Consider the following 15949-nt stretch of genomic DNA (forward strand, 5'->3'; position numbering starts at 1 on the left):
GAAAACTCCGTTTTTTGCACGGCGCAGACAGGGGTAGGCACGGGCAAACCCGGACTGAGCTGTTTTTTATGCAAGATGGCGATTTTTCTATGCATATTAAGAAGTGCAGTTACCGTACCAAGCTTTTGAACGCTGGTTGCAGCGTATGGACGACTCCAGCTGCAGTGAACAGACGACCCTACATCACGTTTCCGCCAGCCCTCATCGCCGTTCGCGCGCGGGCGCGCACGATACGAGAGACGGTACTTTTGCCAATCCCGGTATACCGCTCAATCTGGCGCACCGTAAAACCGGCATTGTTCAATCCAACAATAACGGTATCGCGCTGCGCCGTCGGTGCAGTTTTAATCCCGTTGAGAGGAACCCCGAGGCTCTTCGCCAACTTGCCGGCAAAGGCGTGGCGTTCCCACTCCGTCTCTTTCATATCGCCCAGCGCTAGCTCGCCGCCGTCGGGCGTCGAAAGCGAATGGGCAATAAAGCCCTCGGCAGAACCAAAAAGCTCAAGCACGCAAGAAGGATCAGAAAATCCCCTCGCGACATCAGCCGCGTCACCGTCGTAAGCGCGCAAATGCTCGGCAAAGCTGCTCCAGGGATAACGCTCGATTAAGCTGATGCCCGCCTCCTGCGGATCAGCGTGTACGGAGCGAATAGCCTCCATCACCTGCCAGTCGGTATCGAGCGAGCGCCGGTCAAAACGGTTCTGGAACAGATGGCCTGTGCGCCTCGTGCGTTTATTGAACCGCCGCGCGTACGTCAAAAGCAGTCGGTGCATCGCCGCGCTCATCCTGTCCTCGTAATCTGCAAGCACCAAATGCACGTGATTGCCCATAAGGCACCAGGCGATAACCGTCACACCCTCCTCCCGGCAGCAGTCGCGCATCAGCTCCAAAAACTCCCACCGGTCTTCATCGCCCTCAAAGACGAGCTGCTTGCCCGCACCGCGAGCACAGACATGGTAAAAGCCGGTAACCGTTCTCCAAACGCGCTGCATGGCGCTCCCTTCGCCGGGATCTGCTTGCCATCCAATACAGCACGATTGAAGCGTGCCATCAAAACATTCACGCAAAACAATACACTCGCGCGGCCAAAGGCAGCAAACAGGCGGCGAACGGCACCGTTGCAACAGGTCAACCCCTGCAACGCTTACAAGAGCTGACCAAAAGCTTGCCAAAGACGGACCCCCTCTATGGAAGTTCGCGACCACAGAACATAGAGTTAAATCGTTTCAATTAAAACTTCCGGACTTCTCGCTACGAAAACTGAGCCGTTCGCCGAATATTCCGTGCATTTCGCGGTATTATAGGGGCTGCATGTCATGTCCCTTTCGAAGGGTCGCCCGGCAATCGCCAGCCACGACCCCCAGACGGGACGCCAACACGATAGAGAGGAGAGGCATGCAGTACTCACAGGAAGTGGAGAACATGTGCCCCGTTGCCAAGGGTGCATACCACGGCCCCGCACCCATCCCCGAGGAGGGCAAGTGGGTCCAGGCTAAGGAGATTTCCGACATCTCCGGTCTTACGCACGGTGTGGGTTGGTGCGCACCTCAGCAGGGCGCCTGCAAGCTCACGCTGAACGTCAAGGACGGCATCATCGAGGAGGCCCTCGTTGAGACCATCGGCTGCTCGGGCATGACCCACTCTGCCGCCATGGCTTCCGAGATCCTTCCCGGTAAGACCATCCTCGAGGCCCTCAACACCGACCTCGTCTGCGACGCCATCAACGTTGCTATGCGTGAGATCTTCCTGCAGATCGTTTACGGCCGCAGCCAGACCGCGTTCTCCGAGGGCGGCCTGCCCGTGGGCGCCTCCCTCGACGACCTCGGCAAGGGCCTTCGCTCTCAGGTCGGCACCATGTTCGGCACCAAGGCCAAGGGCGCTCGTTACCTCGAGCTCGCTCAGGGCTACGTCACCCGCATGGCTCTCAACGACAAGAACGAGATCATCGCATTCGAGTTCCTGAACCTCGGCAAGTTCACCGACGCCGTCAAGGCCGGCAAGACCCCCGAGGAGGCCATCGCTGGCGCTATGGGCCACTATGGTCAGTGGGAGAACGCTGCCAAGTACATCGACCCGCGCACCGACGAGGAGACTCATTCCGTCGCCAGCGTGTTCCCGGTTCACGAGTAGAAAGGGAGGGAAATAACTATGACTGTTACGTTCGAAGGTTACGAGCGCCGCGCTGACAAGATCAACAAGTGCCTCGCCGACAACGGCATCGCCTCCCTCGAGGAAGCTCTGCAGATCTGCACCGACAAGGGCTTCAACCCGCGTGAGATCGTCAACAACACCCAGTCCATCGCCTTCCAGAACGCTGAGTGGGCCTACACCCTCGGCTGCGCTCTCGCTGTCAAGCGTGGCGCCAAGTCCGCTTCTGAGGCTGCCGCCATCATCGGCGAGGGCATCCAGGCCTTCACCGTTCCCGGCTCCGTCGCCGAGGACCGCAAGGTCGGTCTGGGCCACGGCAACCTGGGCGCTATGCTGCTCTCCGACGACACCGAGTGCTTCGCCTTCCTGGCCGGCCACGAGTCCTTCGCTGCCGCTGAGGGCGCTATCGGCCTGGCTCTGAACGCCAACAAGGCTCGCAAGAAGCCGCTGCGCGTTATCCTCAACGGTCTGGGCAAGGACGCCGCTCAGATCATCGCCCGCATCAACGGCTTCACCTATGTGAAGACCCAGTTCGACTACTACACGGGCGAGCTCAAGGTCGTCGAGACCATCCCCTACTCCGATGGTCCCCGCGCTGCCGTTAACTGCTACGGCTCCGACGACGTCCGCGAGGGCGTTGCCATCATGTGGCACGAGAACGTCGACATCTCGATCACCGGTAACTCCACCAACCCCACGCGCTTCCAGCACCCCGTCGCTGGCACCTACAAGAAGGAGCGCATCGAGGCTGGCAAGAAGTACTTCTCCGTCGCTTCTGGTGGCGGCACTGGCCGCACCCTGCACCCGGACAACATGGGCGCCGGCCCTGCCTCTTACGGCATGACCGACACCATGGGCCGTATGCACTCCGACGCCCAGTTCGCCGGTTCTTCCTCCGTGCCTGCGCACGTCGACATGATGGGTCTCATCGGCATGGGCAACAACCCCATGGTTGGTGCCACCGTCGCCTGCGCTGTCGCCGTCGAGGAGGCCCTCAAGGCCTAATCGCGCCCGCGCGATGCTCATATAGTTGAGCTTTGGAGCCGCTACCTTTCGAGGTAGCGGCTCTTTTTGTTTGCCCCGTCTCAAATTGGTTACTCTTATTAAAGGGTCCGATGTATCAGTTGTGGTGAAATACGGACTGAATTGCATCCATACAGGCCAAAACAGTCCGTATTCCACCGCAACTTATCAAATGGGCCGACCGAAGTGGCCGAGTCCACCTGACGCCCACCTGCCATATTTGCCCTTTACCGATTTGCCGGGTCTTTGCGGCCCCATTGCCGATCACCCGTGCGACAATGCGCCGGACGAGAAAGGAATCCGATGGAATCGACTGATGTACTGGTAATTGGATCTGGCATTGCGGGCCTTTGTGCCGCAATCGAAGCGGCACGCACGGGCGCAACCGTCGCTGTGGCAAGCGCCGGCAAGACCATGAGTGGATCGAGCTTCTTCCCTGGAACCTGGGGCCTAGGGCTTATCGGACCCGTTAACGAAGACGACGAACAAGACCTCATCGACACCATCCAGACCGTCGGCGGCGGTGTCGCCGACCCCGAGCTTGTCCAGACGTTTGTCCACGGCATTCCCCAGGCAATTGAATGGCTCGAGCAAGACCTGGGCGTTGAGCTCAAGCGTCCGCAAAACGCTGAGAGCGCTCAGCAAAAGCAGTTTATCCCCTGCTTTGACCACAAGACGCGCATGTGGCGCGGCCTCACCCGCAAGCCCCTTGAGGACGCTCTGACAGCCCGGATCGAGTCGCTCGGCATTCGCCTGCTCCCCCGCCATGAGCTTATCGACCTTATTGAGGACACGAACGGCAGAATCACCGGAACCGTGCTCTACAACCTCACCGAAGATCGAATCGTGCCCTTTGCTACCAAAGCCACGATCATCGCAGCCGGTGGCACGGGTGGCCTGTTCGAGCGAAGCCTCACTTCCGCCGACGTGCTCAGCTCATCACAGGCCATCGCGCTGGCGCACGGCGCATCGCTTACTAATATAGAGTTCATGCAGATGATGTCCGGCTTCATCGAGCCCAAGCGCAACCTTGTCTTTAACGAGAAGACCTGGCGCTACGTACATGTAGACCAGCCGGCAGATATTGCCGACGACAAGCTGGACGACCTGCTCGAGCAGCGCTCTGGATATGGTCCCTTCACGTCACGCTTGGCCTCCCGCGCTATCGATCTCGTCATCGATCAGGCAGGTGTCGAAGGCCTGGCACTCCACTACGACTTCCCCCGCGAGGATGTCCCAGAGTTTGTGCAGACCTTTGCCACCTGGCTGCAAGACGAGCACGGCATCGCCCCGACTGACGAGATGCGCGTTGCGATGTATGCCCACGCCGCTAACGGCGGCATCAAGATCGATAAGACCGCGTACACGGGCGTTGAGGGTCTCTACGCTTGCGGCGAGGCGACAGGCGGCATGCACGGAGCCGACCGCATTGGTGGCTTGTCAAGCGCCAACGGCATCGTGTTCGGGCGCATCGCAGGCGCATCGGCAGCCCTTGCAGCGCAGAAAGAGCCTAAGACAGCCCTGAAGGCGGATATCGCCCTCCCCCAGCACGGCATTGCCACAACAGATGCCGAGCGCCTGACCCGCAGCCTTAAGCACACGATGAGTACCTATTGCATGATCAACCGCACCGAAACAGGCCTATCCGAAGCACTACACGAGCTTGAGGGCTTGAAGACGGAGGCAACGACCTTGAGCACACAGAAAGCCCAGGACAGCGAAATCGCTGCCCTCGCCCGCCTTCAGTCGCAGATTCAACTAGCACAGGAAATGGTCAAAGCCATGCGCAAGCGAACCGAAAGCCTCGGATCGCACTATCGAACGGACTAAACTGGACACCCATCTAAAGCAGAACACACCTAATCGATATCTATGGGCCCCGTGAGCTCGAGGTGGCACGGGGCCTATTCGTGTCCGCACGGCAGCGTATCCTAATTCTGAATACAGAGCGGGCAAAGCCCGCACAGACAATAGACCAGCGAGGAGGAGATATGGACAGTAGTGATATCGAGAAGTGGCGTGTCAAACTTGATAGCTACGCCAATGTGGAAGACGGCGTTGAGTATTGGCTCGCACGCGATTTAATGGAACCCATGGGGTACACTCGATGGGAGAACTTCGCCGAAGTTGTTAAGAGGGCAACAGTCTCATGCGAAACAAACAAAACTCCAGTTGATTCCCATTTTCGTGACACCACGAAAATGGTAACTGCCGGTGTCGCCGCTCGCGCGGTTAAAGACTACAAACTTACGCGCTATGCATGCTATTTAATCGCACAGAACGGAGATTCAAACAAGCCAGAGATCGCGCTCGCCCAGGCATACTTTGCCGTGCAGACGCGCCGCCAAGAGCTCATAGAGCAGCGCTTCGCAGAGATTCAGCGCTTGCAGGCGCGCCACTCGCTATCCGATTCAGAGAAACAGCTCTCGGGTATTGCGTTCAAACGCGGCGTGGACTCCAAAGGATTCGCGATCATCAAGTCGAAGGGCGATGAGGCGTTATTCGGCGGCAGAAGCACGGCGGAAATGAAGCAGCAGCTCGGCGTACCCAAGAGCGCGGCATTGGCGGACAGGTTAGCCGATGTCCTCATCAAAGCAAAGGACCTTACGAACTCGATGACGGCCTTCAACGCCGAGGAACACGACCTGTACGGCCTGGACCAGATCAAGCAAGAGCACGTCGAGAACAACACAAGCGTGCGTGGCAGCCTCATCGACCGCGGAATTGTCCCCGAGAACCTACCGCCTGCCGAGGATACAAAAAAGCTCGAGCGTCGCGTGAAGGCAGACGAGAAGAAACTCAAGGAGGGTACTGACGGTTTTACCGATCCCCAGGGTAGGCTCGATCTGTGAAAGCGGCTGTGCCCTTTCGGGTTCGACCCCATGCGAGGTCAACAAAAAAGCGACCAGCCGAAGCCAGTCTCTTTAACATGCTTTAGTGGGCCGTCAGGGGGTCAGCCTGCTGCGCAGGCGGCCGCTGCGGCGCCAAGGCGCCTTGCGCGCTACGCTGGTAAATGCTTACGTATTTCCTCAGCTCCGCGCCCTTACGGGTTCGACCCCATACGAGGTCAACAAAAAAGCGACCAGCCTGAGCCAGTCGCTTTAACAATCTTTGGGTGGGCCGTCAGGGGGTCGAACCCTGGACCTTGGGATTAAGAGTCTTGAACGTGATGTTATGGAGTGCCTTGTAGCAGCAAAATCGCAGGTAGTTATGTTTCCACACGCTCTCACCGCACTGAAACTGCATTGCAGAACGGATATTGACGGATATCTGGCAATGCATAAAGCCCCTCCCCGGCAGTTCATGCCGGGGAGGGGCTGCATCTATCAATTTCTAAAGTCTTTTTGGCTGCCGACGCGCACGATTGCCCATCCGAGAAGACCGGTCAGCAGTCCTGCAGCAGCGCCGACAATAAAACAGATATCAAATGGATTCATATGCACACCTATCGATAGAGTTGCTTGACGAGCGCTTGGCCGATGGCGACGTTGGTGTCGCGGCCCTGGTATCCGTCCGCACCCGATGATCCGCACGAGATACCTTGAGCGATGAGCCACTGCTGGTGTTTGAAGACCGTTCCCGAACCCATCTGTCGCGCCTGAACACCGCCGACCACGGGATAGACTTTGCATCCGACCTTGTCCTGCAGGGCGCGGACGGCATTCGAGCCAACCCCGCCCTTGACGTACTCGATTACGCCGCGGTCGCATGCCCAAAGGTATCGCTCATTCGCCGGCCATTGACCGGAGATCACGCCATCGGCAGTCGTGCCGAGCTGGCATTGCAGCTCCTTGGCCATCTTCGGGCCGAAATATCGCGTGTCTCCGAGGCTCGGGACCGTATTGTCCGCGACTTCCGTATTTGACCCATTCAGTGTCTTGCCGTCGCCAAGCCAGTAGAGCGTGCCGTCCCATGGGTAGCTGTAGTACGCCTTGATGTTGGACTCGCGCCCGGTCTGGTCGCCCTTGGTGCCGGTGACGGTCCCCTTTTCAGAAATGGAGAATTGGGCCAAGAGGTCGCCGCGAGCGGATCCATAGGGAGAGACGCACACGGCGGTGTGGCACTTCTCGTTGAGGTAGATGTCTCCACGCTGGGCGGACTTGACGCCCATCTTACGCCAGCCGAAAAGGCCCGTCTTGAGCAGCTGCTCCCGCATGTTTCCGGTATACGAGGCTCCGAAGGTATTGACGCCGACCGCGCGGAGGGCGGTCACTACGGCCGAGGAACAGTCGCGATCGCCACCGGCAATAGTGACGGTGGTGCCGTCGGACAGACAAATCGTCTCGGTCGTTCCGTCCCCCATGCGGTTGGCCTGCGAGTATCCGTGACCGCCGCCCCCATCATGGGAGACGAGGTGTTCCATGACCTGCGCGAAGGCCTCGCGCTGTGTGATGGCCATGGCCTACTCAACCGCCTTGGCGTCATATGCGGCATGGGGCTCGCTGTACGACATGGCACGCTTCGAGTCCGACGCGCCCTTGGTGGTCGGATCGACGATCACGCCGAAGCCGGCGAGAACGGTCAGGATGATTCCGACGAGCTGGATGAGCGACCCCTGGGAGATAGGCGCCACGACTCCGAGGATTCCGAGCACCTGATAGGCTGCGCTGATTACGGCGGCGGCCAATGCCGCGAGCGTCTGCTTATTCTTGAAGCGAAGGGCCCAGTTGATTTTCATTTTTCAGCTCCTAATCTGACCCGCCGATACCGTGATGCAGGTCGTAATTCTTCTCGACGCGGTCGAGCCGGTTGAACAAGGTGATGATCTGTTGCTCGACCTTCGTGAGGCGCTCGCCGTGGTCGTCGAGCTTGCGGTTGATCTCCTTGACGCCATCCTTGATCTCGCTCGTGTCGCCGCAAAGGCTGTCGAGCTTGTCTTCGGTCCGCTGCTCCTTGGCAGACGATGTTTTGGATACGGAGACGCGCCCGATGAAGAACGTGACAATCACAACGGCGGCCGAGAGGACCGACGTTGCCTCCCCGATGCTCAGCGCCGGCACCCTAAACCTCCTCCGCGTACTCTTCTCCGACGATCTCCTCATATTCGTCGCATGTGATCCACTTGCAGGCCACGGCTCGATGCACCATGGCCTTGGTCCAGAGGCCGCGCTCGTAGTAGCGCCTCACCTTGTCATAGTTCTTCGAGTGCGCCGCCGTGGTTGCAGCCTTGACGCGTCCCGCCATTACTGTTCACCCCCGACCGTCATCATCAGGTAGTCGATGTTTGCCGTGTTGGTCTCGGTTTGGCTGGGCTCGGCGACCTTCTCGCGCATCTGCTCAAGCAGCTTGTCCACGTCCGGGGCCTCACCCTTTCCGTAGGCGGCGACGGCCGCGGTGTAGGCGAGCTTTCGCGCCTTCCGCTCAACGTACTCGTCATCGTCGATAACGCCCGCGTCGTGCGCCGCGTCGGGGTCGCCGATCTGCGACAGCAGATCGCGCAGGGCGTTGACCTCGGCCATGGTGCCGTCTTGAAGCTCGTTGGGGCGCGGCATGTCTTCCTCAGTGTCCATGCGGACTCCTCTCTTGTCGGGGAATGTGTCGCCATCGTATTGGCGCCGTGAGATTGCCGGGCCGCTTCGATGGGCGCAAAGAAAGAAGGCGCGCCGCGGCACGCCTTCGATGCTTCTGTTATTTCGCGGCCGCTTCGCTTAGGCCGCTGCTTTGAGTTGCCGGTTCTCCGCTATTGCGAGGGCTTGCCTCCGCTTGAATCGTCCCTCGGGTTGGCCTGCATTGAGCACCCCCCCCCTCCCGCGCGAGATTTTCGAACAGGCTGTGGTACAGCGCGTCCATGGCCAAAACGCTGCGGTGCGCGTCCAGCCGCTTCATGCCGCCGCGCCAGCTCTGGTAGCTCCGCTCAACCTGCTCGGGGGTCATGACGCCATCGGCGACCATGCGGGCCATCTTCTTCAGCTTGCGGCGCTCGCGCGTGATGGAGTCGCGGCACGGCTTCACGACTATGCGGCCCGTCTCCGTGTAGAAGATGCGCTTCTTCAGCCACGTGAAGCCGCGCGACAGCTTCACCACGCGGGTCTTGCGCGGGTTCAGCTCTATGCCCAGCTCGGCGCACTTGCGCCCTATCAGCAGCAGGCACACCTGCAGGTACTCCTTGCTCTCGTGGATCAGGTAGAAGTCGTCCATATAGCGCCCGTAGGCCTCAGGGCGCAGCATCTCGGTCACGTAGTGGTCGATGCGGTTGGGGTGGGCCACCGCGCATATCTGGTTCGGCTCGCTGCCCAGACCCAGGCCCACCTCGCCCTGTGCGTCTATCAGGCGGTGCTCGAGGGCGACCACGCGCGGATCGAGCAGTGCGTCGGCCACCTGCCGCTTGACGGGTTCGTGGGCTATGCGGGCGAAGTAATCTGAGAAGTCGCCCAAAAGGATGTATCCCTCGCGCCTGTGCCGCCGCCAGTGGTCGGCCAGGTGGCGCTTGAGCAGCTTCAGGGCGTAGTCGGTGCGCGCCCCTTGATGTTGGCGGAGTTGGCCGTTATGAGTGTCGGGACTATCGCGGGTACGAGGGCGTTCTGAGAAAGCGACTTCTGAATCACTCGCTCTGGGAAGTGCACGGCGCTGATGTGGCGCAGCTTGCCGCGCTCCCACAGGTCGAAGCGGATGAAGCCCCGGCATATGTCGCGGCCCTCCAGAAGGTCGTTCCTCGATTTGACCGCGTTTCGCAGATAGTCCTTCATATAACGCTGCGTGGAGGACTTCCACATCACGCCGCCCGCCGCCTGCTTGGAGGCCTTGCAAAGGCTGTTGAGGTCGGCCACGGCCTCAAGGGTGCACGGCTTCACGCGCTCGGCCTTGGCCTTGGCGCACCTCTCCTCGCGGCGCTTGCGGCGCGCGGCCCTTCTTTCCTCGGAGTTCATCGAAGGCACCCCGCACGGCTCTCAGTGTGGCTCTGGCAGCCGCTTGAGGTATGGCCATGAAACGCGGCGAAGCCACGGAGCGCCGCGCCATGCAAGCAGCGTCCGGCCACCCTCGCGGGGTGCGTATTTACGGGCGCATGCCCGACGGTCGCGCCTTCCTTCCTCTTCGCGCGCTGCTTTCGGCCCTGGGGCCTACTCGGTCTGGCAATAAGGGAATCCGGGGCGGGGGCGAACCCAGACGTTCGTCGCGGAGTTGCAGTTGGCATTGCCGTCGTTGCTGACGTAGCACACGTCGGACGACGAGCCACCCATGACGGAACGCAGCCACCAGCCGTACCGATTTCCGTTGACTCGGTGGGCGGTGTCGCGGAACAGGTCCCACTGGCAGTCGAAGCCGACGCTGTAGCCCTTCGTCCCCCACACGGGGCAGCCGTACACCTCCATCTCCGACAGCGAGAACACCTTGCCGATATCCTGCCAGCTCCACGAGTTGGAGTCGTTGAGCGCGCCGCTTGCGCTGTAACGCTCCTCCAGCAGGACGCGCTGGGTCAGCAGGTACTTGGTCAGCCCCTCGGGCAGGCAGGCCTCGAAGGCCGTCTCCCACGCCTTGAGGTTGCTGTTGGGGTAGGGGCATTTCTGGTCGGCGGTGCCCTGGTTCGTGTTGGTGGTGTTCCACATTAGGAAGCTGTCGTTTGCCACGCCTGTCACGGATTTTGCCACGGCCACGGGGGCGGACGCCACGAACGCGATATGGTGGCCCTTGCTGTTGTCGCCGCAGTAGAGGTACGGGTCGATGTGGGCAAGCAGGAACCGCGCAGATTGCTGGGTGGTGACGGCGGACGCGCTCACGAGAGGCACGTCGATGTAGTCCCCGACGCGAAGGCCCGCGAAGTTGCCGGCCGCCGCTCGCTTGTGCAGCGCGTCGTACACGCTGCCGCTGCCGATCTCTCCCGCCAGGATGGTGGCGATGTTCTGCCCGCCGTACTTGCCGATTTGGCCCTGGCGGTTGTACTCGGCGTTGTTGAGCGCCGTCTGCGCGTTGCTGCGCGCGGTATCGTCGATGACGTTGAGCGACTGGCCGCCGACGACCAGTGTCTTTGCATTTGCCATTTATCCTCCTTAGGCAAGGGTTACCGTGCTGCCCGAGACCGAGCACGTGCCGCCGAACGACACCGTGTCGCCGGACACCGACGCCTTGGATGCCGGGCAGTAGACGGTCCCGTCCACGTAGATGAACTTCCCCGTCGCGTCGGCGAGCATCGTCGCGAGCTGGCCGTTCTGACGGCGCAGCTCCGCGATATCGGATTCGCCGCCGGCGCCCTGCGCCACCGAGTTCGCGATCTGCAGCGCCTGGTTCGCGGCGGCCTCGGCATGAGACGCCGCGCCGTTGGCCGCGGCGGCCGCATTGCTCGCCAGCGCAGTCGAGGCGCTTGCGGTATCGTTCGCGGCATTCGCCTTCTGAACGGCGGCGTTGGCGTTCTCGGTGGCAGTCGAGCACTTCGCGGCGGCCGTTCTGGCAGCTCCGGCGGCGACGTTGGCGTCATATGCCTGGGTCTTTGCGGTGCCTGCGGCGCTGCTCGCCAGCGACGCGGCGCTCTCGGCCCTCTTTCGCGCCGCCTCGACTTCGTCGTAGTTTGCCGGGCGGAACAGGTAGGTGGTGATGCTACCGTCGCTCTCCGTCACGTCGAGGCCGTCGATATAGTCGTCCTCCCCGATCTTCACCTCGTAGACGGCGGACCCGTCGCTGTTGTTGGCCATGCGGATTCCCTTCCGCGGGCCTGCGCCCGCACGATAATCAAGCGATGATCCCGATCGCCGTCCAGAGCGGAGGCGACCCGATGAGGATGGCGCGCTGACCGGGCGCCGCGCCCCGGCAGGACGTCGTCATGCAGATGCCGGCGACAACCGAGCCCCCGATGCGCACGTCGACGGTCCTGGAGTCCGCCGCGACGACGGTGCCGTAGGCGATCGAGACGCCGGGCGCCGATGGGCCGGCGACGATATCGGCGAGGTCCGCGGCCAGGGACGGCATGACGCTCACGAGGCATCACCCCTCATGTACATGCGGAGCTCGATCCTCATGGGGCATCCCATCGAGAGCTCGAGGTCCATCTTCCGGATGCAGGCGCGGGCGAGCTCGATCCCGACAGACGGCAGCCTGATGGCGCACGCCGAGTAGACGTCCGCCGACGGGTTGAAGATCGCCGTGATGGTCGGGCGGCGGATGACCGAGCACTCGGTGGCGAGCAGGCTCGCCGCTTTCTCGTTCGCAGCCTCGACCGCGAACTGCGTTGCCACAACGCCCTCCTCGACCTTGACCTGCGCTACGTCGATGTACGATCCGGTCGGCGCGCTAGCGGCAAGGTAGATGTAGCCCGCGCTGTATTCCTCGGACTTGGCCGGGGTGGCCGTGAGCGACAGCCTCGTCCAGCCCGGCCCGATGGCGACCGTCGCGGTCTCTCCCCCGTCGTCCTCGCGCCAGATTGGCTGGACCCTCACCTGCACCCTCTGCGACGCGTAGAGGTAGACGGACTCGGTGTACGGCTGGCCCTTCTTGAGGGATATCTTGTCCTGGGCGATGCCGATCTCACCGGAGCCCGACCCCTTCGTGATGCGGATCGCCTGGCTGATGCCGCCGATCGGGCACCCGGAGACGCCGACGGTCTCGATGGTCCCCCCGCCGCCGCTGGACCTGAAGGTCGCGCTGTCGTGGGTGCCGTCTCCGGCGAGCGGGTAGGAGCCGCCGGCGATGACGCTCTCCCCTGACGGGAGGTCGCTGTACTGGTACCGCTTCACGATGCGCCGGCCCGTGGAGACGGTCGACCACTCGCTCTGCGGGCTGTCGTCCGAGGCCGTTCCCCTGACGCTCTCGCCCTGGGTAGCGAAGTCGACGTGCACCACGTTCACCGCGTCGAAGTCGTCCTGCTCGTCGGTGAGGTCGGGAAGCACCCGGCAGTCCTCGCCCTCTGAGAAGGTGCGGTCGATCGGCCTCGCCGCCGGCTCCAGGTAACGCCTGAACAGCACGCGCCCGTAGGCGTCGGTCGACGCGCTCCTGAATCCTGCGGCCGAGAGCAGCCTGTTGACCGCGCCCAGCTTGTTGTCCTGCGTGTCCGCCGTGGCGGCGATCCCGAAGACCCATGCCGTCGACAGTGTGTAGTCGCTCGGCTCCGCGACCACCTCGAGCCCGCACCCCTCCGCGATCGCCTTGGCCGCGGAGACCGCGTTTGCGCCCGCCGGCACGGTGTACGGCTCGTCGAAGTCGTCCTTCGCGAGGTCGTGGAGTCTGCCGTAGAGCGTCGCGGTGCCGGTCGCCACCTCGCCGCTCACCGTGCGGGACGGCGTCGAGCACTCGAAGGTCCCCAGGCACACGGTGCGCGACGCGCCCGAGATCGGGTCCTCCGCGTCGAGGTAGATACGCACGAAGTCGTTGCCCATGTCGAGCCTGCCGACGTAGTCCAGTGATGCGGACTCATAGGTGTCCGTGTCCTGGTTGCGGCTGATGCTCCCGCCGGTGAAGCACTCGATGGCGCCGGTCTCCAGGCCGGTCGGCCGCGAAACGCGGGCGTACCGGTAGGAGGTCCTGAACGACGCGAGCCAGATATCATCCGACACCGTTGGGCTCCCTCCATCGCTCCCTCTTCGTCGATACGGACACCCTGTAGTCCTCAGGCGCGCACCTGGTGAGCGTTCCCGTGACGGCGGCGAAGCCGCGGTCGCCCAGATGGGGTCGCACCCAGGCGCTTCCGTAGCGGCCGAACAGGCCGCGGACGCGCAGGTAATCGTCCTCCTCGATCGTGAACTCCATCGACTCCTTCATCGAGAGGTTGCCGCTCTCGAACCCCATGGGCAGGCCGCCGCCGACGAAGTGGAACTGGTCGCGCTCGCGCTCGGGGCTCGCCGAGTACTGCGGCGGGCCACCCATGTTCCTGTCGCCCACGACGACCTCGGAGGCGTCCGGCCCGAAGTTGAGGGCGAACCCGTCGCACGGGCACACGGTCCCCACCTCGGTCGTCGAGGTGGTTCCGGAGGCCGCGTAGCCGCGCGCGACGTAGGAGAACCCGACGTTGAGCGGCGGCAGGCGGTCGATGACGCTCTGCCCGGACTTGAGGCCGCTGGCGAGCAGGAGCCTCGAGCCGTCCGCGAGCACGCGCTCGATATCGAACGAGGTACACGGCGGCAGGCTGTGGACGGTGGCGCGCGTCCCCTTTATCGACATGCCGCCCCTGATGCGGATGTTGCCCTCGGGCGTCATGGCCATGGGGCCGCGCAGCTTGTGGTCCCTGACGGAGAACTCCGAGATGCCGTCTCGCACCGTGACGACGGCTGCGAGCGCGTCGCTGTAGGAGACGTTGACGATGGGCGTGGCGGGCACGAGCCAGTCGGTCGAGAACGAGCGGGTGACGGTCGTGGACAGGCTCGAGCCGCCGCGGACGGTGAGCTCGAGGACGTACGCGGACCTGTTCTCCAGGCCGGAGGCGATCTCGTGCGACCGCGCGCCCGCGGCGACCGATGTGTCGATGACCGCGGAGCCGCCGCGCAGCAGCCTCAGGCGCTGGTAGGTGATGCCGGTCTCGTCGACAGCGGCCCAGGCGGCGCGCAGCGGGAGCTCGACGACGGCCTCGCCGTCCTCCGCGGGGGTCGTGAAGAACGCCTGCGGCGGGTCGGCGACCCTGAACACCGCGTACTCCGACCACGCTCCCCATGAGGGGTCGGCGCCCTTTGTGCGGACGCGTAGCCGGTAGGTGCCCTTCGCGGACAGGCTCAGGGATGTCGTCGACGTGGGCCCGGTGATGTGGTGCGGGACGGTCTTGCCATCGGGCCCGACCAGCTCAATCTGCGCCGCCGTCTGGGCTGTCCCGTCGGGGTGGTTCCGCGTCCAGCCGATGGTCGCCGTCGACCCAGTCGGGTAGGCGGGGTCGACCCCGGAGACGGCGGGCGCGTACGGCGGGCAGATCGTCGCCACTGCGTTGGATGCCGTCCACGCGGAGAAGACGGTGTCCCCCGCGCCCGCCACGGGCTCCTCGCGGTAGGTGCGGACCTCGTAGACGACCTTCTCTCCCGCCACGGCAGACGGGTCGGTCATGGTCCAGACGCCCGGCTCCTGCCTGTCGGCGGTAAGGGCGCGGGGCTTGTAGGTCCTGCCGCCGTCGGAGGTCGCGCGGACATCGAAGCCGCTAATCCAGGACGGGATATCGGGACCCCTGACGACCAGCGAGACCTCGCCGTCGCCGGAGCGCGATAGCGAGACCGATGCCGGTGGGGAGGGCGTCTTGTAGACGCGGACGGAGCTCGTTCTCTCCGACGTGCCGCCTCGCCAGCGCGCCCTCACGTCGTAGTCGTAGTAGTTGTTTGCCGATGTCGACGTGTCGCGCCAGTTGGAGATCGTGACGCTGTTGTAGGGGTTCTCGGTGTCGCCGCCGTTGGTATGGCGGTAGACGTTGATGCCGTCGTAGTACTTCCTGGCGTCGTCGTCCGGGTGGTTGACCCACTCGAGCTCGGTTGTCCCGTCGGTCGAGCGCGTGACCCTGAGGTCGGTCGTGGCCGCGGGCTCGTATGCCGGGACCTTACCGATCCTGGCGCCCTCGCCGCAAGAGGTCGTCGCACCGACACCGCCGTAGCCGCCGACCGACACGGACTCGGTGTACGCCTCGACCCAGACGTCGTAGTCGTTGTCCTTGCGCTCCGCGTCGGTGTACCCGCTGACGGTGACGGCGCGCTTCCAGGAGGAGGTCGTGTAGCCGTCGCCCGACGCGCGCCAGACGCCGCCGACCTTGACGTGCAGGCGCACGCCGTAGTAGTACCAGTCTCCGAAGTCGACGGTGGCGGTCCAGTAGATGCGGGCCGTGGTGTCGTTCACGTTCGACACGGACGTGGAGAGGTTGACGGTGTAGTACGTCACGCCTCCCCTGGTCG

17 protein-coding genes are annotated in these 15949 nt (G+C 63.0%); 4 read left to right on the forward strand and 13 right to left on the reverse strand.

Annotated elements, in window-relative coordinates; genetic code table 11:
- Positions 1 to 178 precede the first annotated feature (178 nt).
- Complete coding sequence (locus KSY82_RS04690) at positions 179 to 1171, reverse strand: transposase (RefSeq protein WP_217750382.1); 993 nt, start codon at positions 1169 to 1171, stop codon at positions 179 to 181.
- Between the two features lie 223 nt (positions 1172 to 1394).
- Here KSY82_RS04690 and KSY82_RS04695 point away from each other — a divergent pair, with 223 nt between their 5' ends.
- The 4 genes from KSY82_RS04695 to dinD all read left to right on the forward strand — a co-directional run bounded on the left by KSY82_RS04695 (position 1395) and on the right by dinD (position 6022).
- On the forward strand, positions 1395 to 2129 hold the full coding sequence (locus tag KSY82_RS04695) for an iron-sulfur cluster assembly scaffold protein (RefSeq protein ID WP_006235554.1): 735 nt from the start codon (positions 1395 to 1397) through the stop codon (positions 2127 to 2129).
- Positions 2130 to 2147: 18 nt separating this feature from the next.
- Positions 2148 to 3152, forward strand: a complete 1005-nt coding sequence (locus KSY82_RS04700; RefSeq protein ID WP_117640944.1) for a GGGtGRT protein — start codon at positions 2148 to 2150, stop codon at positions 3150 to 3152.
- Positions 3153 to 3473: 321 nt separating this feature from the next.
- Positions 3474 to 5000, forward strand: a complete 1527-nt coding sequence (locus tag KSY82_RS04705) for an FAD-dependent oxidoreductase (protein WP_217750383.1) — start codon at positions 3474 to 3476, stop codon at positions 4998 to 5000.
- A 161-nt stretch (positions 5001 to 5161) separates the two neighbouring features.
- Positions 5162 to 6022 (forward strand): DNA damage-inducible protein D, encoded by an 861-nt coding sequence (dinD, locus tag KSY82_RS04710; RefSeq protein ID WP_195502660.1) that lies wholly within the window; start codon positions 5162 to 5164, stop codon positions 6020 to 6022.
- 593 nt (positions 6023 to 6615) lie between these two features.
- Here dinD and KSY82_RS04715 read toward each other — a convergent pair.
- From KSY82_RS04715 to KSY82_RS04765, 12 genes are all read right to left on the reverse strand, one after another.
- On the reverse strand, positions 6616 to 7569 hold the full coding sequence (locus KSY82_RS04715) for an endolysin-like domain-containing protein (protein ID WP_217750384.1): 954 nt from the start codon (positions 7567 to 7569) through the stop codon (positions 6616 to 6618).
- A 3-nt stretch (positions 7570 to 7572) separates the two neighbouring features.
- Positions 7573 to 7848, reverse strand: a complete 276-nt coding sequence (locus tag KSY82_RS04720) for a phage holin (protein WP_195445938.1) — start codon at positions 7846 to 7848, stop codon at positions 7573 to 7575.
- Positions 7849 to 7858: 10 nt separating this feature from the next.
- Complete coding sequence (locus tag KSY82_RS04725) at positions 7859 to 8170, reverse strand: hemolysin XhlA family protein (RefSeq protein ID WP_217750385.1); 312 nt, start codon at positions 8168 to 8170, stop codon at positions 7859 to 7861.
- 1 nt (position 8171) lies between these two features.
- On the reverse strand, positions 8172 to 8354 hold the full coding sequence (locus KSY82_RS04730) for an XkdX family protein (RefSeq protein WP_195445940.1): 183 nt from the start codon (positions 8352 to 8354) through the stop codon (positions 8172 to 8174).
- Positions 8354 to 8680 carry a hypothetical protein gene (locus KSY82_RS04735; RefSeq protein WP_006235545.1) on the reverse strand — a complete coding sequence of 109 codons (327 nt, stop codon included), beginning with the start codon at positions 8678 to 8680 and terminating at the stop codon, positions 8354 to 8356. Before KSY82_RS04735 ends, KSY82_RS04730 begins: the two co-directional genes overlap by 1 nt.
- Positions 8681 to 8798: 118 nt before the next feature.
- On the reverse strand, positions 8799 to 9545 hold the full coding sequence (locus KSY82_RS04740) for an RNA-directed DNA polymerase (RefSeq protein WP_497463193.1): 747 nt from the start codon (positions 9543 to 9545) through the stop codon (positions 8799 to 8801).
- A 62-nt stretch (positions 9546 to 9607) separates the two neighbouring features.
- Positions 9608 to 10036, reverse strand: coding sequence for a hypothetical protein (locus KSY82_RS10365; protein WP_254881722.1), 429 nt, complete (start codon positions 10034 to 10036; stop codon positions 9608 to 9610).
- 192 nt (positions 10037 to 10228) lie between these two features.
- Positions 10229 to 11146 (reverse strand): DUF6273 domain-containing protein, encoded by a 918-nt coding sequence (locus tag KSY82_RS04745; protein ID WP_217750386.1) that lies wholly within the window; start codon positions 11144 to 11146, stop codon positions 10229 to 10231.
- A gap of 9 nt (positions 11147 to 11155) precedes the next feature.
- Positions 11156 to 11794, reverse strand: coding sequence for a hypothetical protein (locus tag KSY82_RS04750; RefSeq protein WP_217750387.1), 639 nt, complete (start codon positions 11792 to 11794; stop codon positions 11156 to 11158).
- A gap of 37 nt (positions 11795 to 11831) precedes the next feature.
- Complete coding sequence (locus tag KSY82_RS04755; RefSeq protein WP_195445943.1) at positions 11832 to 12077, reverse strand: hypothetical protein; 246 nt, start codon at positions 12075 to 12077, stop codon at positions 11832 to 11834.
- Complete coding sequence (locus tag KSY82_RS04760) at positions 12074 to 13648, reverse strand: carbohydrate binding domain-containing protein (RefSeq protein WP_217750388.1); 1575 nt, start codon at positions 13646 to 13648, stop codon at positions 12074 to 12076. Before KSY82_RS04760 ends, KSY82_RS04755 begins: the two co-directional genes overlap by 4 nt.
- Positions 13638 to 15935, reverse strand: coding sequence for a fibronectin type III domain-containing protein (locus KSY82_RS04765; RefSeq protein WP_217750389.1), 2298 nt, complete (start codon positions 15933 to 15935; stop codon positions 13638 to 13640). Before KSY82_RS04765 ends, KSY82_RS04760 begins: the two co-directional genes overlap by 11 nt.
- Positions 15936 to 15949 lie beyond the last annotated feature (14 nt).

The organism is Collinsella aerofaciens (genome assembly GCF_019131995.1).
GTDB lineage: Bacteria > Actinomycetota > Coriobacteriia > Coriobacteriales > Coriobacteriaceae > Collinsella > Collinsella aerofaciens_S.